The sequence below is a fragment of the Halomonas organivorans genome (assembly GCF_014192055.1).
Taxonomy (GTDB): domain Bacteria; phylum Pseudomonadota; class Gammaproteobacteria; order Pseudomonadales; family Halomonadaceae; genus Halomonas; species Halomonas organivorans.
Genome location: NZ_JACHXM010000022.1, coordinates 45,730 through 72,075, shown reverse-complemented (window position 1 = coordinate 72,075; position 26,346 = coordinate 45,730). Strand labels below are relative to the sequence as shown.

At 66.1% G+C, this 26,346-nt stretch carries 27 protein-coding genes and 1 other RNA gene; 13 read left to right on the top strand and 15 right to left on the bottom strand.

The window, feature by feature from the left end:
* On the bottom strand, positions 1-119 hold a 119-nt coding region (locus FHR96_RS16955), incomplete at its 3' end, for a pyruvate kinase (RefSeq protein WP_183388909.1).
* Between the two features lie 368 nt (positions 120-487).
* On the opposite strand from FHR96_RS16955, the gene gap reads away from it, so the two are divergent.
* Positions 488-1,489, top strand: coding sequence for a type I glyceraldehyde-3-phosphate dehydrogenase (gene gap / locus FHR96_RS16950; protein ID WP_183388908.1), 1,002 nt, complete (start codon positions 488-490; stop codon positions 1,487-1,489).
* A 110-nt stretch (positions 1,490-1,599) separates the two neighbouring features.
* Here gap and FHR96_RS16945 read toward each other — a convergent pair whose 3' ends face one another.
* The 5 genes from FHR96_RS16945 to FHR96_RS16925 all read right to left on the bottom strand — a co-directional run bounded on the left by FHR96_RS16945 (position 1,600) and on the right by FHR96_RS16925 (position 6,280).
* Positions 1,600-2,364 (bottom strand): M15 family metallopeptidase, encoded by a 765-nt coding sequence (locus tag FHR96_RS16945; protein WP_183388907.1) that lies wholly within the window; start codon positions 2,362-2,364, stop codon positions 1,600-1,602.
* A gap of 4 nt (positions 2,365-2,368) precedes the next feature.
* Positions 2,369-3,646, bottom strand: a complete 1,278-nt coding sequence (locus FHR96_RS16940; protein ID WP_183388913.1) for a TRAP transporter large permease — start codon at positions 3,644-3,646, stop codon at positions 2,369-2,371.
* On the bottom strand, positions 3,646-4,137 hold the full coding sequence (locus FHR96_RS16935; protein ID WP_183388906.1) for a TRAP transporter small permease: 492 nt from the start codon (positions 4,135-4,137) through the stop codon (positions 3,646-3,648). The genes FHR96_RS16940 and FHR96_RS16935 overlap by 1 nt, the downstream gene beginning before the upstream one ends.
* 54 nt (positions 4,138-4,191) lie before the next feature.
* Complete coding sequence (gene dctP / locus FHR96_RS16930; RefSeq protein ID WP_183388905.1) at positions 4,192-5,235, bottom strand: TRAP transporter substrate-binding protein DctP; 1,044 nt, start codon at positions 5,233-5,235, stop codon at positions 4,192-4,194.
* 82 nt (positions 5,236-5,317) lie between these two features.
* Entirely contained in the window at positions 5,318-6,280 is a 963-nt protein-coding gene (locus FHR96_RS16925; RefSeq protein WP_183388904.1) for a LysR family transcriptional regulator, read from the bottom strand.
* A gap of 141 nt (positions 6,281-6,421) precedes the next feature.
* Between FHR96_RS16925 and FHR96_RS16920 the strand changes: the two genes are divergently transcribed.
* Positions 6,422-6,694: a DUF952 domain-containing protein gene (locus FHR96_RS16920; protein ID WP_246393000.1), complete on the top strand. Its 273-nt coding sequence runs from the start codon at positions 6,422-6,424 to the stop codon at positions 6,692-6,694.
* A 79-nt stretch (positions 6,695-6,773) separates the two neighbouring features.
* Here FHR96_RS16920 and ssrA read toward each other — a convergent pair.
* Positions 6,774-7,152: a transfer-messenger RNA gene (ssrA, locus tag FHR96_RS16915) on the bottom strand.
* A gap of 42 nt (positions 7,153-7,194) precedes the next feature.
* On the bottom strand, positions 7,195-7,686 hold the full coding sequence (gene smpB / locus FHR96_RS16910; protein WP_183388902.1) for an SsrA-binding protein SmpB: 492 nt from the start codon (positions 7,684-7,686) through the stop codon (positions 7,195-7,197).
* A 129-nt stretch (positions 7,687-7,815) separates the two neighbouring features.
* Here smpB and FHR96_RS16905 point away from each other — a divergent pair, with 129 nt between their 5' ends.
* Positions 7,816-8,259: a type II toxin-antitoxin system RatA family toxin gene (locus tag FHR96_RS16905; protein ID WP_183388901.1), complete on the top strand. Its 444-nt coding sequence runs from the start codon at positions 7,816-7,818 to the stop codon at positions 8,257-8,259.
* Positions 8,246-8,563 (top strand): RnfH family protein, encoded by a 318-nt coding sequence (locus FHR96_RS16900; RefSeq protein ID WP_183388900.1) that lies wholly within the window; start codon positions 8,246-8,248, stop codon positions 8,561-8,563. Before FHR96_RS16905 ends, FHR96_RS16900 begins: the two co-directional genes overlap by 14 nt.
* A 16-nt stretch (positions 8,564-8,579) precedes the next feature.
* On the opposite strand, the gene FHR96_RS16895 is transcribed toward FHR96_RS16900, so the two are convergent.
* Entirely contained in the window at positions 8,580-9,005 is a 426-nt protein-coding gene (locus FHR96_RS16895) for an outer membrane protein assembly factor BamE (protein WP_183388899.1), read from the bottom strand.
* A 72-nt stretch (positions 9,006-9,077) separates the two neighbouring features.
* On the opposite strand from FHR96_RS16895, the gene fur reads away from it, so the two are divergent.
* Entirely contained in the window at positions 9,078-9,524 is a 447-nt protein-coding gene (fur, locus tag FHR96_RS16890; RefSeq protein WP_183388898.1) for a ferric iron uptake transcriptional regulator, read from the top strand.
* Between the two features lie 96 nt (positions 9,525-9,620).
* Here fur and recN read toward each other — a convergent pair whose 3' ends face one another.
* The gene (gene recN / locus FHR96_RS16885) at positions 9,621-11,294 is read right to left on the bottom strand and encodes a DNA repair protein RecN (RefSeq protein WP_183388897.1); all 1,674 of its coding nucleotides are present in this window, start codon (positions 11,292-11,294) and stop codon (positions 9,621-9,623) included.
* Positions 11,295-11,529: 235 nt separating this feature from the next.
* Between recN and grpE the strand changes: the two genes are divergently transcribed.
* The 4 genes from grpE (at position 11,530) to FHR96_RS16865 (ending at position 16,576) form a co-directional block, all read left to right on the top strand.
* On the top strand, positions 11,530-12,153 hold the full coding sequence (grpE, locus tag FHR96_RS16880) for a nucleotide exchange factor GrpE (protein ID WP_183388896.1): 624 nt from the start codon (positions 11,530-11,532) through the stop codon (positions 12,151-12,153).
* A 122-nt stretch (positions 12,154-12,275) separates the two neighbouring features.
* Entirely contained in the window at positions 12,276-14,204 is a 1,929-nt protein-coding gene (gene dnaK / locus FHR96_RS16875) for a molecular chaperone DnaK (protein ID WP_183388895.1), read from the top strand.
* Between the two features lie 95 nt (positions 14,205-14,299).
* On the top strand, positions 14,300-15,439 hold the full coding sequence (gene dnaJ / locus FHR96_RS16870) for a molecular chaperone DnaJ (RefSeq protein ID WP_183388894.1): 1,140 nt from the start codon (positions 14,300-14,302) through the stop codon (positions 15,437-15,439).
* A 243-nt stretch (positions 15,440-15,682) separates the two neighbouring features.
* The gene (locus FHR96_RS16865) at positions 15,683-16,576 is read left to right on the top strand and encodes a DMT family transporter (protein WP_183388893.1); all 894 of its coding nucleotides are present in this window, start codon (positions 15,683-15,685) and stop codon (positions 16,574-16,576) included.
* Here FHR96_RS16865 and FHR96_RS16860 read toward each other — a convergent pair.
* From FHR96_RS16860 to corA, 4 genes are all read right to left on the bottom strand, one after another.
* Positions 16,554-17,303: an ABC transporter ATP-binding protein gene (locus FHR96_RS16860; RefSeq protein ID WP_183388892.1), complete on the bottom strand. Its 750-nt coding sequence runs from the start codon at positions 17,301-17,303 to the stop codon at positions 16,554-16,556. The two genes, FHR96_RS16865 and FHR96_RS16860, sit on opposite strands and share 23 nt — an antisense overlap.
* Positions 17,297-18,370, bottom strand: coding sequence for a FecCD family ABC transporter permease (locus FHR96_RS16855; RefSeq protein ID WP_183388891.1), 1,074 nt, complete (start codon positions 18,368-18,370; stop codon positions 17,297-17,299). The genes FHR96_RS16860 and FHR96_RS16855 overlap by 7 nt, the downstream gene beginning before the upstream one ends.
* A 13-nt stretch (positions 18,371-18,383) precedes the next feature.
* On the bottom strand, positions 18,384-19,511 hold the full coding sequence (locus FHR96_RS16850) for an ABC transporter substrate-binding protein (RefSeq protein WP_183388890.1): 1,128 nt from the start codon (positions 19,509-19,511) through the stop codon (positions 18,384-18,386).
* 198 nt (positions 19,512-19,709) lie between these two features.
* Positions 19,710-20,675 (bottom strand): magnesium/cobalt transporter CorA, encoded by a 966-nt coding sequence (gene corA / locus FHR96_RS16845; RefSeq protein ID WP_183388889.1) that lies wholly within the window; start codon positions 20,673-20,675, stop codon positions 19,710-19,712.
* Between the two features lie 150 nt (positions 20,676-20,825).
* On the opposite strand from corA, the gene FHR96_RS16840 reads away from it, so the two are divergent.
* Together FHR96_RS16840 and FHR96_RS16835 are read left to right on the top strand one after the other, a co-directional pair.
* The gene (locus FHR96_RS16840; RefSeq protein ID WP_183388888.1) at positions 20,826-21,107 is read left to right on the top strand and encodes a DUF2218 domain-containing protein; all 282 of its coding nucleotides are present in this window, start codon (positions 20,826-20,828) and stop codon (positions 21,105-21,107) included.
* A complete protein-coding gene (locus FHR96_RS16835) occupies positions 21,104-22,042 on the top strand; it encodes a DMT family transporter (protein ID WP_246392998.1) in 939 nt (312 codons plus the stop codon). Before FHR96_RS16840 ends, FHR96_RS16835 begins: the two co-directional genes overlap by 4 nt.
* Here the strand turns inward: FHR96_RS16835 and FHR96_RS16830 are convergent.
* The gene (locus tag FHR96_RS16830; RefSeq protein WP_183388887.1) at positions 21,991-23,946 is read right to left on the bottom strand and encodes an MBL fold metallo-hydrolase; all 1,956 of its coding nucleotides are present in this window, start codon (positions 23,944-23,946) and stop codon (positions 21,991-21,993) included. The two genes, FHR96_RS16835 and FHR96_RS16830, sit on opposite strands and share 52 nt — an antisense overlap.
* Before the next feature lie 170 nt (positions 23,947-24,116).
* Between FHR96_RS16830 and dapB the strand changes: the two genes are divergently transcribed.
* Both dapB and carA read left to right on the top strand, forming a co-directional pair.
* Positions 24,117-24,923 carry a 4-hydroxy-tetrahydrodipicolinate reductase gene (dapB, locus tag FHR96_RS16825; protein ID WP_183388886.1) on the top strand — a complete coding sequence of 269 codons (807 nt, stop codon included), beginning with the start codon at positions 24,117-24,119 and terminating at the stop codon, positions 24,921-24,923.
* Between the two features lie 274 nt (positions 24,924-25,197).
* The gene (gene carA / locus FHR96_RS16820) at positions 25,198-26,343 is read left to right on the top strand and encodes a glutamine-hydrolyzing carbamoyl-phosphate synthase small subunit (RefSeq protein WP_183388885.1); all 1,146 of its coding nucleotides are present in this window, start codon (positions 25,198-25,200) and stop codon (positions 26,341-26,343) included.
* Positions 26,344-26,346 lie beyond the last annotated feature (3 nt).

The following is a 26,346-nucleotide window of genomic DNA, read 5'->3' as shown; positions in this document are numbered from 1 at the left end:
AGGCGCACCACGTCGACGCCGGCGGCGATCATGGCTTCCAGCACGCCCTCGCGGTCGCTGGCGGGGCCCAGGGTGGCGACGATCTTGGTGCGGCGGACGGGGGCGGGGCGATCAGACATGCCGATTCTCCTGTGAGCGCGGGCGGGTGCGTCGGACAAGGGGTCAAGATAGCGCAATGGTGGTGATATTACGAAACTATACGCGTTCGACCAAAGTCTATCCTTTGCCGTGTGTCGCGCCCTTTTTCGAAATAAACCCTTTATTCCAGGCGATTTTACCCGGATGCCTTCAGGGTGGCGAGCCCTGCTGTGTTGTAAAATTACTAAAAAATACCTTGTCTCACGACACATCCTGAGCCACATTGAGGGAAAGACGAGCCGTCGGCCCGCCTATCCGGTCGATGCGCGGCCCCAGCGAGGGCACGCTGCCCTTCGGCTCGATCCTTCCCAATCCGACAAGACGGCAACAGGTTCGAGAGGAAGACGCCATGACACTCAAGATCGCCATCAACGGTTTCGGTCGCATCGGTCGTAACGTATTTCGCGCCCTCTATGAGGGTGGATATCGTGACCGGGTACAGGTCGTCGCCATCAATGACCTGGGCGATCCGGCCCTCAACGCCCATCTGCTGCGACACGATACCGTGCACGGCCATTTCCCGTTCGAGGTCTCCCATGACGAGAGCAGCCTCACGGTAGACGGCGACCGTATCGAGATCATTTCGGAGCGCGATCCGGCCCGGCTACCCTGGGAGCGCCTGGGCGTGGATCTGGTGATGGAGTGCACCGGCCTGTTCACCAAGCGTGCAGACGCGGGCAAGCATCTCGAGGCCGGTGCCGGTCGCGTGCTGGTCTCGGCGCCGAGTCCGGATGCCGACGCTACCGTGGTCTTTGGCGTCAACGAGGACGTGCTGACCGCCGAGCACAAGGTGGTGTCGAATGCCTCCTGCACCACCAACTGCCTGGCGCCGGTGGCCAAGGTGCTGCACGAGACGGTGGGCATCGAGAACGGCCTGATGACCACGGTGCACGCCTACACCAACGATCAAAACCTGTCCGACGTCTATCACAAGGACCCCTACCGTGCCCGCAGCGCCACCCATTCGATGATCCCGACCAAGACTGGGGCCGCGGCAGCGGTGGGGCTGGTGTTGCCGGAGCTCAACGGCAAATTCGACGGCCTGGCGGTGCGTGTGCCGTTGATCAACGTCTCGCTGGTGGATCTGACCTTCACCGCGAGTCGCGACACCACCAAGGAAGAGATCAACGCCATCGTCGCCGAGGCGGCCCAGGCGTCACCGGTGCTGGCGGTCAATGCCCAGCCGCTGGTGTCCATCGACTTCAACCATGATGCCAACTCTTCCACCTTCGACAGCAATCACACCCGAGTGAACGGTCGGCTGGTGAAGGTCATGGCCTGGTACGACAACGAGTGGGGCTTCTCCAACCGCATGCTGGATACTGCGCTGGCGATGCACGCCACGGGCTGATCCCCCGTCGGATGTCGCACCGAAGGACGCCGGGCCATGTGAGTGGCCCGGCGTCGTCGTGTCTGGAGGTTGCCGCTCGATGCCGCTTCGATCGAGGGTGACATGCTCGATCAGAGCTGACGCCGCCAGCGGCTCTCGATGGTATCCAGCTCTGCTGGCCCGTAATACGCACTGTCGTGGCCACCATAGTAGGCCCAGAGTTGGTCGCCGAGATCGAAATGCCACCACTCGCTTGGCAAGTTGGTGAAGCCCTGGGCAAGCATGGCGTGGTAGAGCAGGCGCCGGTTTTTCCGGGCCTGGTGGCGCCTATCGCTTTCTTCCAGCTCGATTTCCAGCGCAGCGGCATGCGATGCGGGAACGGCTTCATCGAACAGCGTGCCCATGTCCAGTGGCAGGCCGTCGGCGTCACACAGGGTCACGTCCACGGCGCCGCCGGTCAGATGCGGGCTGGGCGCCATGGGTGCGGTGCTGGGTTGGGCAACGAACTCGCGAGTGCGTTCCAGCAAGGCTTGATCATCCAGCTCGGGATGATGGGCCTGGATCGTGGCCTGTAGAGTGTCGAAGAGGTATTGCTGGACCCGCCAGGGTCGCCAGCCATCCAGCACCAGCAGGCTCAATCCCTCAGGCAGGGCGCGAGCCACCGCCAGCAGGCGCCGATAGACGCCCTCGCGAACGTAGCACTCGTTAACGGCGCCGGGGATACCCATGCGGGCATAGGCCGGGAAGACCTTGATGGGGGGCGGCGCGAGACTCATCGGTACCAGCGGCTCGTCGTTGCCCTCGATCGACAGTCGTTCGACCGCTGCCCAGTCGGGCTCGGCATAATGGGATATGGGCGTGTCGGCGTCAGAGGTCGCGCGGTCAGGGTGAGTCATTGAGTTATCCAAGAATCGTTGGGAGCCACAGGGTGAGCGAGGGAAACAGGATCAGGGCTGCCAGCACCAGGAGCGCGGTGACCACGAATGGCCAGATGGTGCGAAACAAAGCGGTGATCTCCAGCCGGCTGACCGCTGCTGCCACGAAGACGCAGGCGCCCATGGGCGGCGTGATCAGGGCAATGGTGATATTAAGAGTGATGATGATGCCCAGGTGCACAGGGTCGATGCCCGCCATCATTGCCACCGGTGCGAAGATAGGTGTGAGCAGCATCAAGGCCGAGACTTCCTCCATGAACATACCCGTGATGAAGGTGATCGCGCTGAGCAGCAACAGGATCACCACCGGCTGGTCGATGTAGGGTGTCAGCAGATCGACGAACTGACTCGGGACCTGAGCATAGGAGAGAAGCCAACTGACCGTTGCCGAAGCCGCCATGATGATGAAGATGGCGGCCGTCAGTCGCGTCGTGTCGACGATGGCGCGCCAGAAATCGCGGGGGCCGAGGTTGCCCATTGCCAGGCCATAAAGTGCCACATAAAGGGCGGTGAGTGCGCCGGATTCGGTGGGCGTCACCAAGCCCATGACGATGCCGGCGACGATGATGAAGGGAGCGATCAATGCAGGCAAAGCTCCCAGGCTGGCGCGCGCGAGTTCGGCGCCGCCGGGCCAGCCGCCGCGCTTCTCGAGCCCGCGGCGCCGGGCATACCAGGCATTCATGGCCATGAAGGCGGCGCCCAGCAGCAGGCCGGGAATCACGCCGGCCAGGAAGAGGTCGCCGACCGAGGTATTGGTCAGCGAGGCGTAGAGAATCATGAAAATGCTGGGAGGGATGATCGGCCCGATCAAGGAACTGCCTGCCGTGAGGCCGGCGGCGAAGGCCGTGGAGTAGCCTTCCTTGTGCATGGGTGGCACCAGCAGCGACCCCAGCGCCGAGGTGTCGGCCACCGCCGAGCCGTTGACGCCGGCGAAAAAGACACTGGAGACCACATTGACATGGCCCATGCCGCCGCGCAGGTGGCCGACCAGCAGGCGAGCCAGTGCCATTAGCCGATCGGTAAGGCGGCTGGCGTTCATCAGGTTGCCTGCGAGGATGAATAGCGGAATGGCCATCAGCGAGAAGGCATTGATGCCGCCGAAGAACTGTTGGGGCATCATGCGCGGGATCATTGACGGGTCGACGAACAGAAAGCCAACCGCGGCGGTGGCCAACAGTGCGATGAACAGAGGGAGTCCCAGCAGCACGTGTGTCAGGAATACCGCGAACATGGCCAAGGTCATCATGCGGACGGTTCCTCCTGGGTCGGCAGCGGCGCCGGGCCATGCCACAGGGCTTGCCATGCCAGCAGGGCGAAGCCGATTGGCAGGGCCATTACCGGTATGGTGCGGCTGATGCCGAGCCCCTGGCTGGTGAACATCGAGACCGACTGCGCGTAGCGATAGCTGAAGATCGCGCCGGCCACGGCCAGGGTCAGCGTCAACAGCCATTGATAGACATTGAGCAGGCGACACAGAGGGCGCGGCAGCAAACGCTCGATCAGCGCCACGCGCATGTGGCCGCCTTCGACCCAGACGGCCCCGGCCGCCAGCATGACGCCGCCGATGATCAGGTAGCGGGCCAATTCATCGGTCCAGATGGGAGCGCCGCCGGCCAGGTAGCGCATGACGATGCCATACAGCATTGCTAGCAGGTCGATGAGCAGCAGGGTGCCGGCCAGCGTCAGGGCGGCCCGCCGGGTCAGATCCGGCAGCCGAGAGAGATGCGAAAGCATAGGAGTTTCCGTGCGACGGGCCCGGGCTGAGTGCGCCCGGGCCGGAGTGGGACGTTATTCGCCTTGCGGCTCCAGGCCGGCGTCCTCGAGCGCCATGTCGATATAGCGGGGCGAGATGTCCTGCTGCTCGAGCCAGTCGAGATAGGCCGGCTGCCCCTGTTGACGGAAGGCATCGAGCTGCGCTTCCTCAGGACGAATGATCTCCATGCCCTGTTCTTTCAGGTAGGCGATGCGCTCATCCACCCTGGCCTCATTGTGATTGCGGGCCATCTGATTGGCCTCGGTCACGGCCTCCCTGAAGGCGTTTCGCATTTCTTCGTCCCAACCGTCGATCATGGCGGCATTGCCGACCAGAAACTGGTCCGAGTACTGGATGTTGGCCAGGGTCAGGTAGTTCTGCACTTCATAGAGGCTGCCGAGAATGATGTACATCGGTGGATTCATCTGCCCGTCGGCCACGCCGGTCTTCAGTGCCATGTAGACCTCGGTCCAGGGAATCGGCGTGCCAGAAGCGCCAAAGGCTTCATACAATGCCACTTGGCTGGGATCCATGGCGCGGAAGCGCAGGCCCTCGAAATCGTCAGGCGAGGCGATGGGGCGTTCGTCGTTGGTAAAAGCCAGGAAGCCGCCTTCCTCGACCACTGCCAGGAGTTCCAGGCCGGCCCTCTCCCGTAGATCGTCTTCCACTGCCTGCCAGTAATCGCCATGATCGAAGAACTGTCGGGCCTCGGGGAAGTCGCTGAACAGGAAAGGGATGGCGCTGACATATATCTCCGGCACGACCGGGGACATGCCGGCGAAGGAGGCGATGTTGAGTCCGGGCGAACTCATGACCTGCTCCATGCGTTCCTGCTCCTCGCCGAGCATGCTGTTCGGGTAGAGCTTGAGCTCGATCTCGTCGTTGGTTTTCTCTTCGACGAGCTTCTTGAGGTTGGTGGCGAAGACGTGGACCGCATTCTTCTCGGGATCCGGAGCGCCGTTATAGCCAAGGTTGACAGTAGTAGCGGCTTGGGCGCTGCCGCTCAGGATGGCGGCTCCAAGCAGGCAGGCGCTGATGATCGGCGTAGGGCGAAAGGCGTTGGGGGAAAGGACAGCCATGAAATTCTCCTGCAGGGTTTGTTGTTGGTGCTCTTATCGGTACGCGACCGACATGCAACGAGACTAGGCGTTGTCTCGTTGACTATTCAAACCCGCGAGTGTTGTCATTGCGGCAACGCATGTGCAGTAGCCTGGGGGAATCGTCCCGGAAGAAGCGCATGCCACGTCTCAAGTGATCCAGGCAGGCGCGGCCGGCTACCGTCAGCTCGCGATCGGCATGACTGACGATCTGTGCCCTGGCGCCATTCAGGACCCGGTGGGCGAGGGGGAGCACGGCGATCTCGCCCTGGCGGATTTCTTCGGCCACGGTCAGTTCGGGCATGAAGGTTACACCGATGCCTGAGCGAACGAAGTTCTTCAGGACTGCCACAGAGTTAGTGTGCAACCGCGCATGCAGATGCAGTCGCTCCTGATGAGCCACGGCGTTGACCATTTGACGCATGCCGAAGGGATTATCCATCAAAGCCAGAGGCCAGTCGGCGAAATCGTGTAGAGAGACCGGTGAGGTGCGATCAGCCAAGGGGTGTCCCGCAGGAACGATCAAGTCTAGTGGCTGGCGAGTCTCGACATGACAGAGCAACAGGGGATCGATGGGCGGCGCATAAAGAAGGGCTAGATCGACCTCGCGGGCTTTGACTAGCGCCATGGCCTCGTTGACACCGGCCATTTCCACGGTGATGTCGATGCCGGGATAAGCCGTCATGAAGGTTTGTAGCGGCGCATCAATCAGGTCGGCAATGAATCCCTCTCCCACTGCGATTCTCACCTGGCCGCTGACCAGCTGCTGCAAGGCGCGCAGCCGGGAGATAACGGCATCCTCGGCGCTGCGTTGGGTATGATGATGATCGACCAGCAGTCGTCCCGCTTCCGTGGGTTTGACGCCGCCGGCATGCCGCTCGAGCAGGGAGACATCGAGTGTTTCCTCGAGCAGCTTGATCCGTCGGCTGACGGCCGATACGTCGACATGAAGATGCGTTGCTGCGCCACGCAGGGAGCCGCGGCGGATCACTTCGCTGAGATAGGCCAGAGCGCGAGGGTTGAGCATTGAGCCTCCAAGACACTTGGTAGATGGTCACGCTACTCGCTACGATCATGGCAAACACCACGGAAGAGAGAGGTGGGCATGAGGCCATTGTATCGAGTGTTGCCGGAGGCCACCTGGCGAGCGGCCGAGGGGGCTAGGGTGATGCCGCGTTGTGGCAACGACCATCGCGCCGATGGCGTGAACCTGAATCTCGCTGAGGCCGTGCCCTATACCGTGCACAAGTATTTTGTCGCGGAGGAGCGGCCTGTAGTGCTGGAGGTTGATCCCCAAGACTTCGCCGAGCATATCGAGTGGCGTGCGCCGTTGCCTGATGAGCCATGGGAGCGGCCGTTGGCACGGATTCCGGGTTTGCCGGTCGAGGCGGTGATCTCGGTCCGCCCAGCGAGTGCGGCGGAATTGGCGGGGCGCCGTTAGATACTGCGCATGCGAAGACACCATCTGGGTGTGTCTAAAACGAGCAACGCCACCCGGCTGGGTGGCGTTGCTCTGGTGTTGGTGGAGGCGGCGGGGATCGAACCCGCGTCCGCCGACACTCGCCCATCGGCTCTACATGCTTAGTTCCGTCATTTGCTTTAACGTCGCTGGCTCCGACGGGCAGGATCCAGAAACGCGATTCCTCTAAGATTTAACGGTTGACGCGAGGACGGAGCCAACCGCGATCCCATCAGTCTGAGCTCGTGCCCTTTGGCGATGAATGGGCACATCGCCTCCGGGTAGGACTAGAAGCTAGCGGCGTTTAAGCTGCCAGCGCGCCCTGAGCGTAGTTGTCGTCGTTTGCGACTATTTAATCGTGATGTTGGATTTACGAGATACATCACGCTCTCGGCATGCACCTCAGGGGTTGTCATCGGCGTCGAAGCCATGTCGCCCCCGTAACGTGACCATCTTATCAGGATGGTCGGATCTATGACACCTCAGCCGCGGTTTTGTTCGCGCATGATGCGCCCCTTCTGGCGCTGCCAGTCGCGGTCCTTCTCGGTGGCGCGCTTGTCATGCAGCTTCTTGCCGGTCACCAGCGCCAGCTCGCACTTGACCAGATTGCCCTTCCAGTAGAGCTTCAGCGGCACGCAGGTGTGCCCCTTGTCCTGGGTGCGCGAGAAGATCCTGGCGATCTCCTTCTTGTGCAGCAGCAGCTTGCGCGTGCGGGTCGGGTCGGCCACCTCGTGGGTGCTGACCGTATTGAGCGGCGTCACGTGACTACCCAGCAGCCAGGCCTCGCCGTTCTTGACCAGGATGTAGGTGTCGGTGAGCTGCGCCTTGCCGGCCCGCAGGCTCTTGACCTCCCAGCCGGACAGCGACAGGCCGGCCTCGAAGGTCTCGTCGATGTGATATTCGAAGCGGGCCTTCTTGTTGAGGGCGATGACGTTGTTGCCGGGACCCTTGCCCTTGCCTTTCTTGCTGGCCATGGAACCTCGTGTCTTTGCTTGCCGGTGGCGGCCTGCCCCCTCCGATGTGGGGGGAAGCGTGATACCATTCAAGGCCGAAATAACCGCTCATGATACGCCTTGGGCCCCTTGAAGTCAGCGGAGAGGTCAATGCCAACGGTCAATCGGTCCGCCTTGGTGCGGCACACCCCCCAGGAGATGTTCGATCTGGTCAATGATTTCGAACGCTACCCGGAGTTCCTGCCCGGCTGTCGTCGGGCCCGGTTGATCGAGCGTGATTCGTCGCACCTGGTCGGCGAGATGACGCTGGGCCGCGCTGGCATCGAGCAAAGCTTCACCACGCGCAATGACCTGCATGAGCCAGAGCGAATCGAGCTGTCGCTGGTCAATGGGCCCTTCAAGCGGCTGCGTGGACGATGGCTGTTCCTGCCCATGGGCGAGGGTGCCTGCAAGGTGAGTCTGGAGATGGAGTTCGAGTTCGCCAGTCGGCTGCTGGGCATGGCCTTCGGCAAGCTTTTCCAGCAGGTTGCCGGTCAACTGGTCGATTCCTTCACCCGCCGCGCCGACGAGCTCTATGGCCATGGCCGCTACTGATATGCCGACCCTGGGGGTCGAAGTGGCCTTCGCCCTGCCGTCTCGGCAGCGTATCGTCGAGCTGTCGGTGCCCGAAGGCACCACGGCGCGTCAGGCGGTGGTCTTGGCGAGGCTGGAAGAACAGTTCCCTGAACTGTCGGCGGCGACCTTTGCCCAGGCGGATCTGGGGATCTTTGGCAGGGCGCTGCGCGATCCCGATGCCCATGTGCTGCGCGAGGGAGATCGGGTCGAAGTCTACCGAGGTCTAGAGGTCGACCCGAAGGCAGCGCGGGCGGCCAGGGCCGCCCGCGCCAGGCAACGTTGATCCTGAGGCGTCGAGACTACTCTTTCTCGCTGGGCGATACGTTAAGCAGATTGCCGCGGTTCTCTTCGTTGTCGCCGGAGGGGCCGATGCCGCGCTCGGAGATCAGTGCCGGCGGACGCGAGAAGTCGCCGTGATGCTCGACGGACGCCAGACGATTGCCGTTGAAGGTCAGTGTCAGGCGACGCTGTTCGATGCCGCCGTAAGCCTCGTCCAGGCGATAGACATAGTCCCACTGGCTGGCATTGAAGGGCGCCTCGAGCAGCGGGCTGCCCATCAGGTCGATGACCTGCTGGCGGGTCATGCCGGGGTGTAGCTGGTCGGCCATGGCGGGTGTCACCAGGTTGCCCTGGGCCAGGTCGCGCTTGTAGACCCCGAAGTAGCTGCAGCCGCTGATCAATGTCAGGGCAATGGAAAGGGTGACAATTCTGCTCAGCTTTTGCATTTGCGGCCATTCTTCACTATCGTGGTTTCGGTCGATCATAACCGACCCTACCCGATACTGCGAAGAGCAACCATGGCCGACCAGAACCATGAACTGCGCAAGGCCGGTCTCAAAGTGACCCTGCCGCGCGTCAAGATCCTGCACATTCTCGAGAACGCTACCGGTCAGCATCACCTGAGCGCCGAGGATGTCTACAAGACCCTGCTGGACTCGGGCGAGGACGTGGGGCTGGCGACCGTCTACCGCGTGCTGACCCAGTTCGAGTCCGCCGGCCTGGTGACGCGCCACAACTTCGATGGCGGCCACGCGGTCTTCGAGCTGACCCAGGAGGAGCACCATGATCATATGGTGTGCCTGGACAGCGGCGAGATCGTCGAGTTTTTCGATGAGACCATCGAGCGTCGCCAGCAGGAAATCGCCGAAGAGCATGGCTACGAACTCGTCGACCATGCGCTGGTGCTCTACGTGCGGCCCAAGGGCTCCAAGGCGACTCGCCAGGAGTTGTCGCACAAGAAGTGACCGCCATCGCCGGCGCGAGACATGACGGCCCCGATCCTCAGGATCGGGGCCGTCTTCGTTCGGGCGCTGTTGAAGGGTTCAGTGGCGAGAAGGGGGTCAGTGGCGAGGGCGCTGACTGGCGTCGAGCATTTCCCGGGCGTGGGCGAGGGTCTGGTCGGTCAGCTTCATGCCGCCGAGCATGCGGGCCAGTTCGCCGACGCGCCCTGCCTCGTCGAGCAGTGCCATGCGCGTCAGGGTGGTGTCGTCCTCGGCCTGCTTGGCGATGTGGAGGTGCTGATGGGCCTGGGCGGCGACCTGAGGCAGGTGGGTCACGGTCATCACCTGTCCGCTCGCGCCCAACCGACGCAGCAGCTGGCCGACGATCTCGGCGGTGGCGCCGGAGACGCCCACGTCGACCTCGTCGAACACCAGGCTGGGAATGGTGGAGTGCTGGGCGGCCACCACCTGAATGGCCAGGCTGATGCGTGACAGTTCGCCGCCGGAGGCCACCTTGGCGAGCGGGCGCGCCGGCTGGCCGGGATTGGCACTGATCAGGAAGCGTACCCGGTCGAGTCCTTCGGGGGCCGGAGCCTCGCGCTCGCTGACTTCGGCGGCGAAGGTTGCCTTGCCCATGGCCAGGAAGGCCAACTGATCCTGTACCGCGGCGCCCAGGCGCTCGGCGGCCTCGCGCCGAGCGGCACTTACCGCCAGCGCCTGCTCTCGCCAGCGTACTTGCAGGGTTTCCGCCTCGGCGGACAGCGTCTCCAGGTCGTCGTCGCCGCCGTCGAGTTCGGCGAGTTCTTCGCCGAGGCGCTGGTGCAGGTCGACCAGTTCCTCGGGCGGCACGTGATGCTTGCGAGCGATGCGATGCACCTCGCCGAGGCGTTCCTCCACCCAGGCCAGGCGTTCGGGGTCCAGCTCGACGCCGGCGGCGAAGTGGTTGAGCTCGCGGCCTGCCTCCTCGACCTGGATGCAGGCGTTGCCAAGCATCGAGAGCGCCTCGGCCAGGGCGCCGCGCTCACTGCCGGGCAGGTCGGACAGTCGGCTCACCGCCTGGTTGAGCAGCGGCAGGGCGCCGCCGCTCTCGCCATCACAGCATTCAACGGCGAACTGAGCCTCGCGCAGGCGCTCCTCGGCATGGGCCAACTCTTCCTGCTCGGCCTCGAGCCCTGCCAGCTCGTTCTCTGCCAGGGCCAACTGGTCGAGTTCCTCCACCTGGTAGCGCAGCAGCTGGCGGCGAGCACGCTGTTCGTCGCCATCCTCGGCCAGCCGCTTCAGGCGGCGACGCACCTCGCGCCAGGCATGAAAGGTCTCGGCCAGTTCGGCCACCGTGTCGGCGTGACCGGCGAAGTCATCGAGCAGCCTCAGGTGCGTGTCCTCGCTGAGCAATGCCTGATGGGCGTGCTGGCCATGGATCTCGATGAGGTGGCTACCGAGGGCCTTGAGGTCCGCCACCGTGGCGGGTTGACCGTTGATCCAGGCCTTCGAGCGCCCGGCGCGCGTCACCACGCGGCGCAGCAGGCAGTCGTCGGTGGGCAGTTCGCGCTCGGCCAGCCAGGCGCGGGCGGCGGGCAGGGACCGGATATCGAAGCGAGCGCTGAGATCGGCGCGTTCGCGGCCGTGGCGTACGCTGCCGGCGTCGGCGCGTTCGCCGAGGCATAGCCCCAGGGCGCCGAGCAGGATGGACTTGCCGGCCCCGGTCTCACCGGTGATGGCGGTCATGCCGCCGCCGAGCTCGAGCTCCAGATGGTCGACGATGGCGAAGTCACGAATGGCGAGCTCTGTCAGCATGGTGCCTCCCGGTGGCCGGTGCGGAACGACTGGCGAAACTACTGGTTATTCATCCACTGTCTTGTGCGTTTATACAGTAGTTCAGGGGGCGGAACAACGCACGCACCGATTCCCTCAGCCTGCTTCCCTTGAGATCGACGTGGCCAGCCCCATATACCTGGCAACACCGTTTTGACACCGACATTCAGTCCTGCAGGCGGCCCGGGGGCCGCCGGTTGGCATTCAGGAGAACAGCATGGCCAAAGACCCGCAGACCCCGCTGGACGACGAGCTGGCTCGTCAGCAAGACGAAGCCGATACCCAGGTGGAATCCGAGCCTGTCGAGGGCGAGCTGGAAGACGCCGTCGAGCAGGCCGAGCAAGGCGCCGAGACGGCATCGGACAACCCGGAGGCCGAGGTGTTGGCGGCCAAGGTCGAGGAGCTCGAGCAGGCCTTGAGCGATGCCAAGGACCAGTCGCTGCGTGCCGCCGCCGAAGCTCAGAACGTGCGTCGTCGCGCCGAGCAGGAGACCGACAAGGCGCGCAAGTTCGCGCTGGAAAAGTTCGTCAAGGAGCTGCTGCCGGTGGTCGATAGCCTGGAGAAGGCGCTCGAGGCCATGGGCGAGGATGCGACCGAGGCCCATCGCGAGGGCGTGTCCATGACCCTGAAGATGCAGCTCGACGTGCTGGACAAGTTCGGCGTCGAGGTGGTCGAGCCGGCCGGTGAGCCCTTCGACCCGCAGTATCACGAGGCCATGGCGATGGTGCCGAACCCTGAGCTGGAGCCCAATACGGTGATGGACGTCATGCAGAAGGGCTACCTGCTCAACGGCCGCCTGGTGCGCCCGGCCATGGTGGTGGTCAGCCAAGCCGCGGAGTGATATTTCGCGGCCAAAAGCGACCGAGGCCCTTGAAAAGGCGTCGAGGGCCCCCAGATAGACGGCAACCCCGCGGCAAACGCCGCACATGAACGAATTGGCAACCGAATTTTCGAGGATTTCCTATGGGACGCATCATCGGTATTGACCTGGGGACCACCAACTCCTGTGTAGCCGTGCTCGACGGCGATCAGTCCAAGGTGATCGAGAACGCTGAAGGCGCGCGCACCACCCCGTCCATCATCGCCTATACCGAGGACGGTGAGACCCTGGTGGGCCAGGCGGCCAAGCGCCAGGCGGTCACCAACCCCCAGAACACCCTGTACGCCATCAAGCGCCTGATCGGTCGTCGCTTCAAGGACGACGTGGTGCAGAAGGACATCAAGATGGTGCCCTACACCATCACCGAGGCCGACAACGGTGACGCCTGGGTCGAGGTGAAGGGCAAGAAGCTGGCACCGCCGCAGGTCAGCGCCGAAGTCCTGAAAAAGATGAAGAAGACCGCCGAGGACTACCTGGGCGAGACCGTCACCGAGGCGGTCATCACCGTGCCGGCCTACTTCAACGACAGCCAGCGTCAGGCCACCAAGGATGCCGGCCGCATCGCCGGCCTCGAGGTCAAGCGCATCATCAACGAGCCCACCGCGGCGGCGCTGGCCTATGGCATGGACAAGGCCCGCGGCGACAAGACCATCGCGGTCTATGACCTGGGTGGCGGCACCTTCGATATTTCCATCATCGAAGTCGCCGACGTCGATGGCGAGACTCAGTTCGAGGTGCTGGCCACCAACGGCGACACCTTCCTGGGCGGCGAGGACTTCGACCTCAAGCTGATCAACTACCTGGTCGACCAGTTCAAGGCCGACAGCGGCATCGATCTGTCCGGCGACAACCTGGCCATGCAGCGCCTCAAGGAAGCCGCCGAGAAGGCCAAGATCGAGCTGTCCAGCGCCCAGCAGACCGAGGTCAACCTGCCCTACATCACCGCTGACAACACCGGTCCCAAGCACCTCAACGTCAAGGTGACCCGGGCCAAGCTGGAAGCGCTGGTGGAAGAGCTGGTGACCCGCTCGCTGGCGCCCTGCAAGACCGCGCTGGCCGACGCCGGCCTGTCCGCCTCCGAGATCGACGACGTCATCCTGGTCGGCGGCCAGACCCGCATGCCGATGGTCCAGTCCAAGGTCGCCGAGTTCTTCGGCAAGGACGCCCGCAAGGACGTCAACCCGGACGAGGCCGTGGCCGTGGGCGCTGCCATCCAGGGCGGCGTGCTGGGCGGCGACGTCAAGGACGTGCTGCTGCTCGACGTCACTCCGCTGACCCTGGGGATCGAGACCCTGGGCGGCGTGATGACCCCGCTGATCGAGAAGAACACCACCATCCCGACCAAGAAGACCCAGACCTTCTCGACCGCGGATGACAACCAGACCGCCGTGACCATTCACGTGCTGCAGGGTGAGCGCAAGCAGTCCAGCGGCAACAAGTCGCTCGGCCGCTTCGATCTGGCCGACATTCCGCCGGCGCCGCGCGGCGTGCCGCAGATCGAGGTCGCCTTCGACCTGGACGCCAACGGCATCCTGCACGTGTCCGCCAAGGACAAGGCCACCGGCAAGGAGCAGTCGATCGTCATCAAGGCCTCCAGCGGCCTGTCCGATGAAGAGATCGATCAGATGGTCCAGGACGCCGAGGCCCACGCCGACGAGGACAAGAAGTTCGAAGAGCTGGTGCAGCTTCGCAACCAGGCCGACGGCATGGTCCACGCCGCTCGCAAGACCCTCGAGGAAGCCGGCGACAAGGCCACCGAGGAAGAGAAGCAGGCCATCGAGAGTGCTGCCTCCGACCTCGAGGAAGCCCTCAAGGGTGACGACAAGGACGACATCCAGGCCAAGCTCGACAAGCTGACCGAGGCCTCCGGCAACCTGGCACAGAAGATGTACGCCGAGCAGGGCGAGGCCGCCCAAGGCGCCGACGCCGCCGGCGAGACCGGTGCCAAGCGTGAGGAAGACGTGGTCGACGCCGAGTACGAGGAAGTCAACGACGACCAGAAGAAGCAGTAAACCACGACGCCTGAATCAGGGATGACGCCAGCGCGGGGGGATGACTCCCGCGCTGGTGTTTCCGCAGCAGCGTCGCTACGGAGGCGGACAGACACATGTCCAAGCGTGATTACTACGAGGTGCTGGGCGTCGAGCGAGGGGCCGACCAGAAGGACATCAAGAAGGCCTACCGGCGCCTGGCCCAGAAGTTCCATCCGGATCGCAATCCGGACGATGAGACCTCCGCCGAGAAGTTCCGCGAGGTCTCCGAGGCCTACGAGGTCCTGACCGACAGCGAGAAGCGTGCGGCCTACGACCAGTTCGGCCATGCCGGCGTCGACGGTCAGGCCGGTGCGGGCGGCTTCGGCGGCGCGGGAGCCGGCGGCTTCAGCGACATCTTCGGCGATGTGTTTGGCGACATCTTCGGCGGGGGCGGCGCGCGACGCCATCCCAATGCCCCGCAGCGCGGCAGCGATCTGCGCTACAACCTCGAGCTCGATCTCGAGGACGCGGTGTCCGGCACCAGCGTCGACATCCGCGTGCCGCGTCACGTGGAATGCGAGCGCTGCGACGGCGACGGCGCCGAGCCAGGCTCCAGCAAGGAAACCTGCCCGACCTGTGCCGGCCACGGCCAGGTGCGCATGCAGCAGGGCTTCTTCGCCGTGCAGCAGACCTGCCCGACTTGCCACGGCAGCGGCCAGCACATCAAGGTGCCGTGCCACAAGTGCCACGGCGAGGGACGGGTGCGCGAGACCCGAACTCTGTCGGTGAAGATTCCGGCGGGCGTCGATACCGGCGACCGCATCCGCCTCAACGCCGAGGGCGAGGCCGGCCTCAACGGCGGGCCGCCCGGAGATCTCTACGTGCAGGTGGCGATCAAGCCGCACGCGATCTTCGAGCGCGACGGTCGTCACCTTCAGTGCGAGGTGCCGATCAACTTCGTCGACGCCGCCCTGGGCGGTGAGCTCGAAGTGCCGACCCTGGACGGCCGGGTCAAGCTGAAGATCCCGCCCGAGACCCAGACCGGCAAGCTGTTCCGGCTCAAGGGCAAGGGCGTCAAGCCGGTGCGCGGCGGCCCTGCCGGCGACCTGCTGTGCAAGGTGGTGGTCGAGACGCCGGTCAAGCTCAGCGAAGAGCAGAAGGAGCTGCTGCGCCGCTTCCAGGACAGCCTGGAGGGCAGCAACAGCCACCACTCGCCGAAGAAGAGCAACTTCTTCGACGGCGTGAAGAAGTTCTTCGAGGACATGAAGCCGTAAGGCTCGCCCCTCGTCTGAACGCACGAGGCCCCGCGCTCCATCAGGAGGCGGGGCCTTGTCGTGTCCGTGCCGATGTGACGGGCGCCAACAGGCAGGGGAATTGGGATAGGAATCATTCCCGTTAGTGGCGTATCATGGTTGGCTTGGTCCAGGTATCGGGGGCTGTCCTCGCGTGCCGAGGGGCGTCGATGCTCAAGCGGGCGCGCCAGAATGAAAATTTCGAATCACGGGACAAGGACACGCATGGACAACGTCGCGGATCGGCCGCTGGCCGGCATTCTGCTCAGGCTGCTGTCGGGCATTCTGTTCACGGGGATGATGGTGTGCGTCAAGGCGGTGAGCGCGGAGGTGCCGCTGGGCCAGACGGTGTTCTTTCGCTCGGCCTTTGCGCTGCTGCCGATCGTGATCTTCATGACCTGGCGGCGGGAGTTTCCCCGGGCACTGGTCACCCGCAAGCCCCTGGGGCACCTCGTGCGCTCGGGGCTGGGTGCGGCGGCGATGTTCGCTTCCTTCGCGGCGGTGGCGCGGTTGCCGGTCGCCGAGGCGACGCTGCTGGCGCAGCTGTCGCCGGTGGCCATGGCGATAGGCGGCGTGCTGCTGCTGGGCGAGCGCTTCACCCTGCATCGGGCGGCGGCCTTCGCGCTGGTGCTGGCGGGCGTGGCGGCGCTGGTGGTGCCCGACCTGGGCGAGTCCCGGGGGCAGGTGCTGGGCTACGGCCTGGGCGTCCTCGCCGCCCTGCTGACGGCCGGGGCGCTGGTCACGGTGCGGCGCATCTCGCGCACCGAGACGGCGGCGTCCATCGCCTTCTACTTCGTGCTGGTCACGGCCCTGGCGGGGCTTGCCACCTTGCCGTTGGGCTGGGTGGCCGTATCCGGGGAGACGCTGGCACTTCTGGTAATGGCGGGGCTGTTCGGCGGTGCCGCCCATATCTGCATGACCCTGGCGCTGCGCTATGCCGAAGTCTCCCGCCTGGCTCCCTTCGAATACGTGGCACTGGTCTGGCCGGTGCTGGCCGACCTGCTGATCTTCGGTCTGGCGCCATCCAGCGGCTTCCTGGTGGCCCTGCCCCTGGTGCTGGGTGGCGCGGGCCTGGCGGCGCTCGAGGGGCGTCGCTTCAGACGGCCGCTTCGACAATGAGCTGGGGCTCGCCCCTCGAGCAGCGTTCGATGCGGGCGGCCACCCGGTAGACGCGATGCAGCAGCTCGGGGGTGACCACGTCCTCGGTCGGCCCGCAGGCGATCAGCTCGCCGCGCTTGAGGACCATGGCCTGGTCGGTGAAGCGCAGCGCCTGGCCAAGGTCGTGCAATGCCGCGATCACCAGCATTCCGCGTTCCTGCGCCAGGCGGCGCAGGATCGACAGCAGCTGGATCTGGCGATGCAGGTCCAGCGCCGAGGTGGGCTCGTCGAGCAGCAGGATCTCGGGTGCCTGTACCAGCGCCTGCGCCGCCCCGACCAGTTGTCGTTGCCCGCCGCTGAGGTCGCCGATGTCGCGCTCGCCAAGCTCGGCGATGCCCAGGTCATCCAGGGCGCGGTCGACCTCTGCCATGTCGTCGGCCTGGACCTTCAGGCGGCGCCCCTGCATGCGTGCCAGCAGCACGGATTCATAGACCGTCAGCACCGCGTTGGCGCCGGTGTCCTGAGGCATGTAGGCCAGCGGGCGCTCCGTGAGGGCGCCATCGATGCGCACCGAGCCGTCGCCCTCGAGTAGCCCGAGGATGCGGCGGAAGAGGGTGGACTTGCCCGCGGCGTTGGGGCCGAGCAGGGCCACCACCTGGCCGCCCGCGAAGCTGGGCGTGCTGATCTCGGAGAGAATCCGGCGGCGGCCGTAGCGGGCCGACAGGCGGTCGAGCGTGAGCGTTACCATGAGGCCTTCTTGTGGCTGAGGACGAGGAACAGGAAGAAGGGGATGCCCACCAGCGAGGTGATGATGCCGATGGGAATGATGGTGCCGGGCAGGATGATCTTCGACAGCACCGAGCCGACGGAGAGAATCAGCGCGCCGCAAAGCGCCGCCCCCGGCAAGAAGAAGCGCTGATCCTCGCCCAGCAGCAGGCGAGCGATATGCGGACCGACCAGGCCGATGAAGCCGATGGTGCCGACGAACGCTACGGCGATGGCGGCCAGCAGCGAGACCAGCACCAGGACTTCCAGGCGAAGCCGGCGGGGCTTCACCCCCAGGCTCTCGGCCTTGGCGTCGCCCAGGCGCATGGCGGTCAGCGCCCAGCCGTGGCGGGCCAGCAGCGGCATGACCGCGGCCAGCACGCCCAGCGCGATCCACAGCTTGGGCCAGGTGGCCTTGGTCAGGCTGCCCATTGTCCAGAACACCACCGCGGACACCGCCTGCTGGCTGGCGAAGAACTGGATCAGCGCCATCAGGGCGTTGAAGATGAACACCATGGCGATGCCCAGCAGCACGATGGTCTCGATGGTCACCCCGCGTCGCATGCTCAGGGCGTGGATCGCGAAGGCGGTCAGCATGGCCATCACGAAGGCATTGATCGGAATCACGTAGTCGACCGCGGCGGGCACGATCGCTACGCCGAAGGCCAGCGCCAGGGCGGCACCGAAGCTGGCCCCGGCGGAGATGCCCAGCGTGAAGGGGCTGGCCAGCGGGTTGCTGAGGATGGTCTGCATCTGGGCGCCGGCGACCGACAGGCTGGCGCCCACCACCAGGGCCATCAGCGCCACCGGCATGCGGATCTCCCAAAGGATCACCCTTGCCTGCTGGCTCACCGACTCTGGGGTGAGCAGCGCGGCGATCACCTCGCTGAGGCTGAAGCGGGCCGGCCCCAGGGCCAGGTCGACGCACAAGCTCAGGAACAGTGCCAGTGTCAGGGCGGCGAGGATCAACTGGCGGCGCAGCACCAGGGCGCGATAGAAGCCTCTTCCCCGCGGAGCAGGGGACGCGGTGTCGGTGGTCGAGGCATTCATGCCGGCATGCATCCTAGCGGTCCTTCAGCGAGAGCCAGTAGCCCGGGGCGTAGTCCACCGGCAGGAAACGCTCGTGCAGCGTCTGCAGGGTGGCCTCGGGATCGAGGTCGCCGAATAGCTCCGGGTGAAACCACTTGGCCAGCCGCTGGACGGCGACGAAATAGTAGGGACTGTTGTAGAACTGGTGCCAGATAGCGTGGAAATTACCGCTCTCCACGGCCTCGATGCCGGTCATGGCGGTGCGCTCGGTCAGTGCCTGGAGCTTGGCCCGGGCGGCGTCCATGTCGGCGCCGGGCCCCACGCCTACCCAGGCGCCGCCGGGCACATAGGCGTCCCAGTTGCCGCCGGTCACCACCACCTGCTGCGGGTCGGCGGCGATGATCTGTTCGGGGTTCAGTGTGCCGAAGGTGTTGGGAATGATGTCGCCGGCGATGTTGGTGCCGCCAGCGATCTCGACGTATTCCCCGAAGTTGCCCGGGCCGAAGCTCATGCAGCATTCCTCGGAGTAGCCACCGGCGCGGTCGATGAAGACTCGCGGGCGCTCGGGGTCGGCGGCGGCGATCGTCTCGGTGACGCGCGCCATCTGCTCCCGGGCAAAGTCGATGAAGGCCTCGGCGTCGTCCTCCTCGCCCAGCAGCTCGCCCATCAGCCGCATGGAGGGGATGGTGTGCGCGAGCGGCGCCTCGCGAAAGTCCACGTAGACGATGGGGATGCCGAGCTCGGCCAGCTTGTCGTCATAACCGGCGTCCTCGGTGGCCGTTCTGGCCTCGAGGTTCATCAGCACCACATCCGGCTGCAGCGCGGCGGCCTGCTCCACGTCGAAGGTGCCGTCCTTGAAGCCGCCGAAGGTGGGAATGTCCTTCAGCTCGGGGAACTTCGCCGCGTAGCGGGCGTAGTTGTCCGGGTCGGCCTGGGAGAAGTCCGCGCGCCAGCCCGCGACATGCGCGAAGGGGGCGTCGGGCTGCAGGGCGCCCAGCAGGTAGATCTGGCGGCCCTCGCCGAGGATCATGCGCTCTACCGGAACGTCGACGGTAACCTCGCGGCCGGCGACATCGGTGACGGTGATTTCCTCGGCCAGGACGGCCGAGGATGCGAGGGCGAAGGCCGTGCCGCCGACGGCGTTGAGCAGGGAGTTCAGCATGGGGTGGGATCTCGTTGATGGCCGTGCTGCGAAGGCCGGGCGCGTCTGGCCGGCACGGAGGCGCGGAGGCCGTCGCCGTGTCACGGGCGTGCGTCTCCCCGAGGGCTTTCGCAAGCCTTTCTCGTTGGCCGTTGCGTATCGTTACTATTCGCAGGCGGCGCCAGTATGGCCGAAACGTCGAGTGCCGTCGAGGTGCGGTTACAGCCAGCCGGTGCGCCGGAAGCGCCGGTAGAGGGCGCCGCATGCCAGCCCCATCATCAGCAGCGCCAGGGGATAGCCGTAGCGCCAGTCGAGCTCCGGCATGTGGGCGAAGTTCATGCCCCAGACGCCGGCGAGGATGGTGGCCACGGCGAAGATCGCCGCCCAGGCCGCCAGGCGCTTGTGCACCTCGCCCTCGTCGATGGCCACCATCGACAGGTTGACCTGGATCGCGGTGATGATCATCTCGCGCATGGTGTCCACCGCCGCCTCGAGGCGGTGCAGATGGTCGTAGACGTCGCGGAAGTACTCGCGGGTCTTGCGGCACAGCGCCGGGACCCGCCCGCCGAACAGGTGGCTGACGGCGTCGCCCAGGGGCATGGCGGCATGCTTGAGCTGCATGGTCTGGCGCTTGAGCTGGTAGAGGCGCTCGAGGCTGGCACGCGCGGTGCCGCGCACGAAGATCTGGTCCTCGATGCTTTCCAGTTCCGCCTGCAGCGCCTCGACCACCGGAAAGTAGCGGTCGACGACGGCATCCAGCAGGGCATAGAGCACGAAGGCCGGGCCCTGCTTGAGCAGCTTCGGCTCCCGCTCGCAGCGGCGGCGCACGGCGGTGAAGCCCTGGCACGAGCGCAAGCGCACCGAGAGCACGTAGCCGGGGCCGGCGAACACCGCTACCTGCCCCGACTCCAGCCGCTCGTCGCGCATGGTGATCATGTGCATGATGACGAACAGCGTCTCGCCGTACTCCTCGACCTTGGGGCGCTGCTCGCCGCGCAGGGCATCCTCGATGGCCAGCTCGTGAAGACCGAAGATGTCCTGAAAGGGGGCCAGTTCCTCCGGGTCGGGGTCGTGCAGGGCCACCCACACGAAGCAGTTCGGTCGGGCCATGTGCTCGGCGACCTCTTCGGGCCGGATGTCGCGCAGTCGGCGCCCCTGCTCGTAGGCAACGCAGTTGACGATCATGACGCTTCCTCCCTGTCGTGAACGGAGCCTCCTGCTAGAGAGCATAGCCGTCTCGCTACGTCGAACGCGTGGTTGTCGGCATGGGGCTGGCGCTGGGAGGGGGCGACGTCATAGGCTGGAGGCCCATGACCAAGGAACACGGAGTCCGATATGCCGATTTCACGTGCCGAGATTGCCACCGAATCCGGCGACAAGCTGATCAACCGGCTCTGCAAGCACTGGGCCCACAAGCTGGAGGTTGAGCAGAGCGAGGGCGAGGGGCGGGTGACCTTCGACGCGGGGAGCTGCCTGATGCGGGCCGAGCCCGGCAAGCTGCACGTGGCCGTCGAGGCCCTGGACGAAGAGGCCCTCGATCGACTCGAGGGCGTGGTGGCCAGCCACCTCGAGCGCATGGCCGGCAAGGAATCGCTGGAGATCGTCTGGGAGAATTGACGATCGAGCAGCGGTCGGCGCGCGGCGCCCACCTCGGCCTGCTGGCGTGGTCGGTGCTGGTGGGGCTGTCGTTTCCCGCCGTGGGACTGCTCAGCGAGCTGCCGCCGCTGTCGTTGACCGCGCTGCGCTTCGCCATCGCCTGCCTGGGCCTTTGGGGGCTGGTGCGTCGAGCGCCGGACGTCTGGCCCGGCTGGCGAGCGCTGCTGTGGTTCGCCGCCATGGGGCTTTGCCTGGCGGGCTTCTTCGGCGCCATGTTCTGGGCGGCCCATCACGCCACGGCACTGTCCATGGCAACCCTCTACGTCAGCGTACCGCTGCTGGCCTATGGCATGGGACGGGGGTTCGGCGTGGAGCGCCCGAGCTGGCAGTTGCCGGCGATCCTTGCCCTGGGGGCGGTTGGTGCCCTGGGTCTGGCCGCGGCGGAGGCCATTCAGCGCGGCGGCTCGTGGCGGTTCGGCACGGGCGAGGCCGTGTTCTTCCTTGGCTGTGTGTGTTCGGCGCTCTATCCGGTGCTGTCGCGGCACGGCCTTGAGAGCGGCCGGCTGCCCGCCTCGGCGGCGGTGCGGACCTTCTGGAGCCTGGGGCTCGGCGGCCTGCTGATCGGTGCGCTGGGGCTGGCGATTGAGCCGGTTGGTCAACTCGCGGCGATGACCTGGCGCGACGGCCTGCTGATCGTCTACCTGGGGCTGTGCTCCAGCGCATTGACCTTCTGGCTGATGCAGCGGGCCACCGCGTTGCTGGGTCCGGGTACCGTCACCGCCTATGGCTACCTGGTGCCTTTCGTCTCCATGCTGCTGCTGTTCCTCGAGTCGCCGTCGCGCATCGGCTGGGTCTGGCTGCCGGGTAGCGCCCTGGTGCTGCTGGCCATCGTCCTGCTGCTGGTTCAGCCCTCCGCGCCTGCCGAGTCTCCCGGTGGCGCGCGACGGGACGGCTGACAGGCGGCGTCGAGCTCGGCATACAGGGCCGCGGTATCGCCGGCGTGGCGTCGCGAGAAGTGAAAGGGCACCAGCTGCGCCACGCCAGCGGCGGCGGCGATCTCGCCGCAGGCCCTGGCGGTGAGGTGGCCGGTGTCGCGAGCCTGGTCCGCCTCCCGTTCGAGGAAGGGCGCCTCGCAGACCAGGGTGTGTGCCCCCCGCGCCAGTGTCACCAGGCGCGTTCTATTGTCCGGCGTGTCGGCCAGGTCGGTGGCGTAGACCAGCCGCTGGCCCGGCAAGACGTCCAGCAGCTCGCTGGCCAGTTCGGCTGCGGGGCGCATCCGGCCGTTGGGCAGGACGATCGGCGCCTCGGGCTCGCCGGCCAGTACCCGGCGCTTGAGCTCGCCGAGCCACGGGCCCGGAGAAACGCCGCGGGCCGCCAGTTGTTCCCGGCGAACTCGGGCATGGGCCCCAGGCTCCAGGGCGAAGGCGAGCACTGGCGTACCGTGGTCCAGGGTGACGGCGCGCACCCGGAAGCCTGGCTCGGCGAGCAGCACACCGTCCGGCGCGGGAGCGTCGGGCAGTCGGCGAGGCTGGCGGCCGGCGACGATGGACCAGCGTTCGAGCCGTTCGCCGTGCAGTTCGGCGACCTCGAAGCGCGGCGCCTTGTCGCCGACTCGATCCCAGAGTACGCCATCGACCTGTGCCGCCACGTGGCCGGCGAGCCCCGGCGGGCCGAATAGCCGGCAGGGTGGATAGGCGCCGATTCGCGAGCGCAGCAGCCAGGGAAAGCCGCCGATGTGGTCGAAATGGGCGTGGCTGATGAAGACGTCGCCAACCCGGTGGGCGAGTCGCGCCGGCAGCCTTCCGGCATCGCCGAGATCGAACAGCAGTTGGCGACGCTGCCGATGCAGTCGCAGGTGCAGCAGTGGGTCGCCGAACATGCCGTTGATCAGGGTGGCCGTGGCCGCCTCGAGGCGGATCACCGGGCGATGATTGTCCGGACGGGCCGTCGACGGCAGGGCAACGCTCAGCTCAGGGTGTGCGGGAGCCGCAGGGATCGGACGATAGGGCGCTGCGGTAGCCAGCCGGTCCTCGTCGTCGCGATGCGCATCGCGGACGACGAGGGCGTGAACTCGCCCCTCGAAAGGTGGGGCGCGCAGGCGCAGCCGATCGCCCTCCAGGGCGACGCTCTCGCCCAGAATCAGGGTATCGCCGCGGGCGTCCAGCAGTCCGATCTGACGCCCCCGCCAGGCCGCGGCGGCCTCTCGGGGCGGCGGGGTGCCGAGCACCGCCAGGTCGTCGAGGAGTAGCGTGCTCTCGATAGCGTCGGCCAGCCAGGCATTCCAGGCCGCGCTGCGGTGCAGCCGCCGCTGTCGCTTGCCCGGAGGGCGCGCCGCGGGAGCAGGCGGCAGCCGCACGAGGGGCATGCCCAGGGCGCGACACTCGTCTGCCAGCGGCAGTGGGGCGTCTGACGGGGCGATCACCAGCAGGGCGCGGGTGTCGGTGGCAATCGTCAGGGCCATCAGCAGTTCGGCGGCCCCTCCGCCGCGGACCAGGCCCGGGGCGTCGATCAGCAGCGGGCCGGGCGGCGCCTCCCCGGCCAGGCGGTGGGCGGCTTCCGCCAGTGGCAACCGAAAGCGCGACGCGTCGAGACTGCACAGCGCCACCAGTGCCTCGAGGCGCCAGTGATCGCCGTTCCAGGCGCCCAGCCCCAGCGCCCCCGGCGGGCCGACGCCCGGCAGGCCCGGATCGGCGCTCAGGCAGCGGCAGGGCTGGCCGGTCGCCGCGAGTCTCGCGGCGGCCGCAGTGGCCAGGGTGGTCTTGCCGCTGCCGGGGGCGCCAAGCAGCAGCACCCGCAAGTGGCGGCGCAGCAGCGCGGGTAGCGGGTGGTTGGTGGGTAGCGGGGCGAGGGAAGGAGTCATGACGCGTCTCCTGTGCGGCTCTTTCCAGTGTGGGTGAAGACCCGGCCGCCCCCAAGCGGGTTTGCACGGCCGGTCGTCAGCCACCGCGCCTTGACTCGTCGCCCCAGCCGCCCTCGGGCCTCTGGTATACTTCGGGCATCTTCAGGCCAGTCACTTTCAGGAGTTCCCGCATGACTCGTATCGCCATTGTCGGTGTCGCCGGCCGCATGGGCCGCACCCTGGTCAACGCCGTGCAGCAGGATGCCGAGGCCAGTCTGGCCGGCGGTGTCGTCGAGCCGGGCAGCTCGCTGGCCGGCGCCGATCTCGGCGAGCTGGCCGGGCAGGGCAGGCTGGGGGTTGCCGCCGCCGATTCCCTGGCGGCTATCGTCGACGACTTCGACGTGCTGATCGACTTCACCGCCCCGAAGGTGACGTTGGCCAACCTGGCCTTCTGCGCCGAGCACGGCAAGCGCATGGTGATCGGCACCACCGGGCTGTCCGACGAGGAACTGGCCGAGCTGGACGGCTACCGTGATCGGGTGCCGATGGTCTTCGCGCCCAACATGAGCGTGGGGGTCAACCTGACGCTCAAGCTGCTCGAGACCGCCGCCAAGGCGCTGGGCGACGAGGGTTACGACATCGAAGTGATCGAGTCTCACCACCGCCACAAGGTCGATGCCCCCTCCGGCACCGCCCTGAAGATGGGCGAGGTGATGGCCGAGGCCCTCGATCGCCCGCTCAAGGAGTACGGGGTGTTCGAGCGGGTCGGCCAGTGCGGGCCGCGCACCAACAAGGAGATCGGCTTCGCGACCGTGCGTGCCGGTGACATCGTCGGCGAGCACACCGTGATGTTCGCCACCGAGGGCGAGCGCATCGAGATCACCCACAAGGCCAGTAGCCGCATGACCTTCGCCAAGGGCGCGGTGCGCGCCGCGCGTTGGGTGGCCGGCCAGCCGGCGGGACGCTATGACATGCAGGATGTGATCGGGCTGAACTGAGCCATTGTTCTGCGCCAAGGGGTAGCCGAGCGGCGCTCGATGCTTTAAAATCCCACAAATTTTGGCCGGGCGACGGCCCATCGCCGCGCAAGCGCTTGTTGCGTCGGCCCTGCGTTCCGAGCGAATGACAACAAGCGGGATGAAACCGGTCTTTACTGTCGGGTTTCGTCCCGCTTTTTTACGGGCCGAAAAGCCGTGGGTCGAATCGCCCGTCGGGTGCCAGCCGAGCCCTATTCCTGACGAGCTGTCTCTTAACACCTGGGAGGACGTTGCATTGAACAAACCCGCGATACTGGCCTTGGAAGATGGCAGTGTGTTTCATGGCACCGCCATCGGTGCCGACGGACAAACCAGCGGTGAGGTGGTGTTCAATACGGCCATGACGGGCTACCAGGAAATCCTCACCGACCCCTCCTATACCCGTCAGATCGTCACCCTCACCTATCCCCATATCGGCAACACCGGCATCAATGCAGAGGACGTCGAATCCGGTGCCATCGCCGCCGCCGGCCTGGTGATCCGCGACCTGCCGCTGCTGGCCAGCAACTTCCGCTCCGAGCAGTCGCTCTCCGACTACCTGGCCAGCCAGAACGTGCTGGGCATCGCCGACATCGATACCCGCCGACTGACGCGCATCCTGCGCGACAAGGGGGCCCAGAACGGCGCCATCCTGGCCGGCGCGGAGGCCGAGGGCGAAGACGCCGTGGCGCGCGCCCTGGACGCGGCCAAGGCCTTTCCCGGGCTCAAGGGCATGGACCTGGCCAAGGTGGTGTCCTGCCAGTCGCCCTACGAGTGGAGCGAGGGCGAGTGGGCGTTGGGCGCGGGCTACGCCGATGCCGGCGAGAGCGAACGGCCCTATCACGTGGTCGCCTACGATTACGGGGTCAAGCGCAACATCCTGCGCATGCTGGCCTCCCGCGGCTGCCGGCTGACCGTTGTGCCGGCCCAGACCCCGGCCAGCGAGGTCATGGCGCTGAACCCTGACGGCATCTTCCTCTCCAACGGCCCCGGCGACCCCGAGCCCTGCGAGTATGCCATCACCGCCATCAGCGAGCTGCTCGAGACCGGGGTGCCGATCTTCGGTATCTGCCTGGGTCATCAGCTGCTGGCGCTGGCCAGCGGGGCCAGCTCGGTGAAGATGAAGTTCGGCCATCATGGCGCCAACCATCCGGTGCAGGACCTCGACACCGGGCATGTGATGATCACCAGCCAGAACCACGGCTTCGCCGCGGACGAGGCGACCCTGCCCGACACCCTGCGCGCGACCCATCGTTCGCTGTTCGACGGCACCCTGCAGGGCATCGAGCGCACCGACCGTCCGGCCTTCAGCTTCCAGGGCCATCCGGAGGCGAGTCCCGGGCCGCGCGACGTCGCGCCGCTGTTCGACCGCTTTATCTCCATGATGAAGGAACGCCGCTAAGCG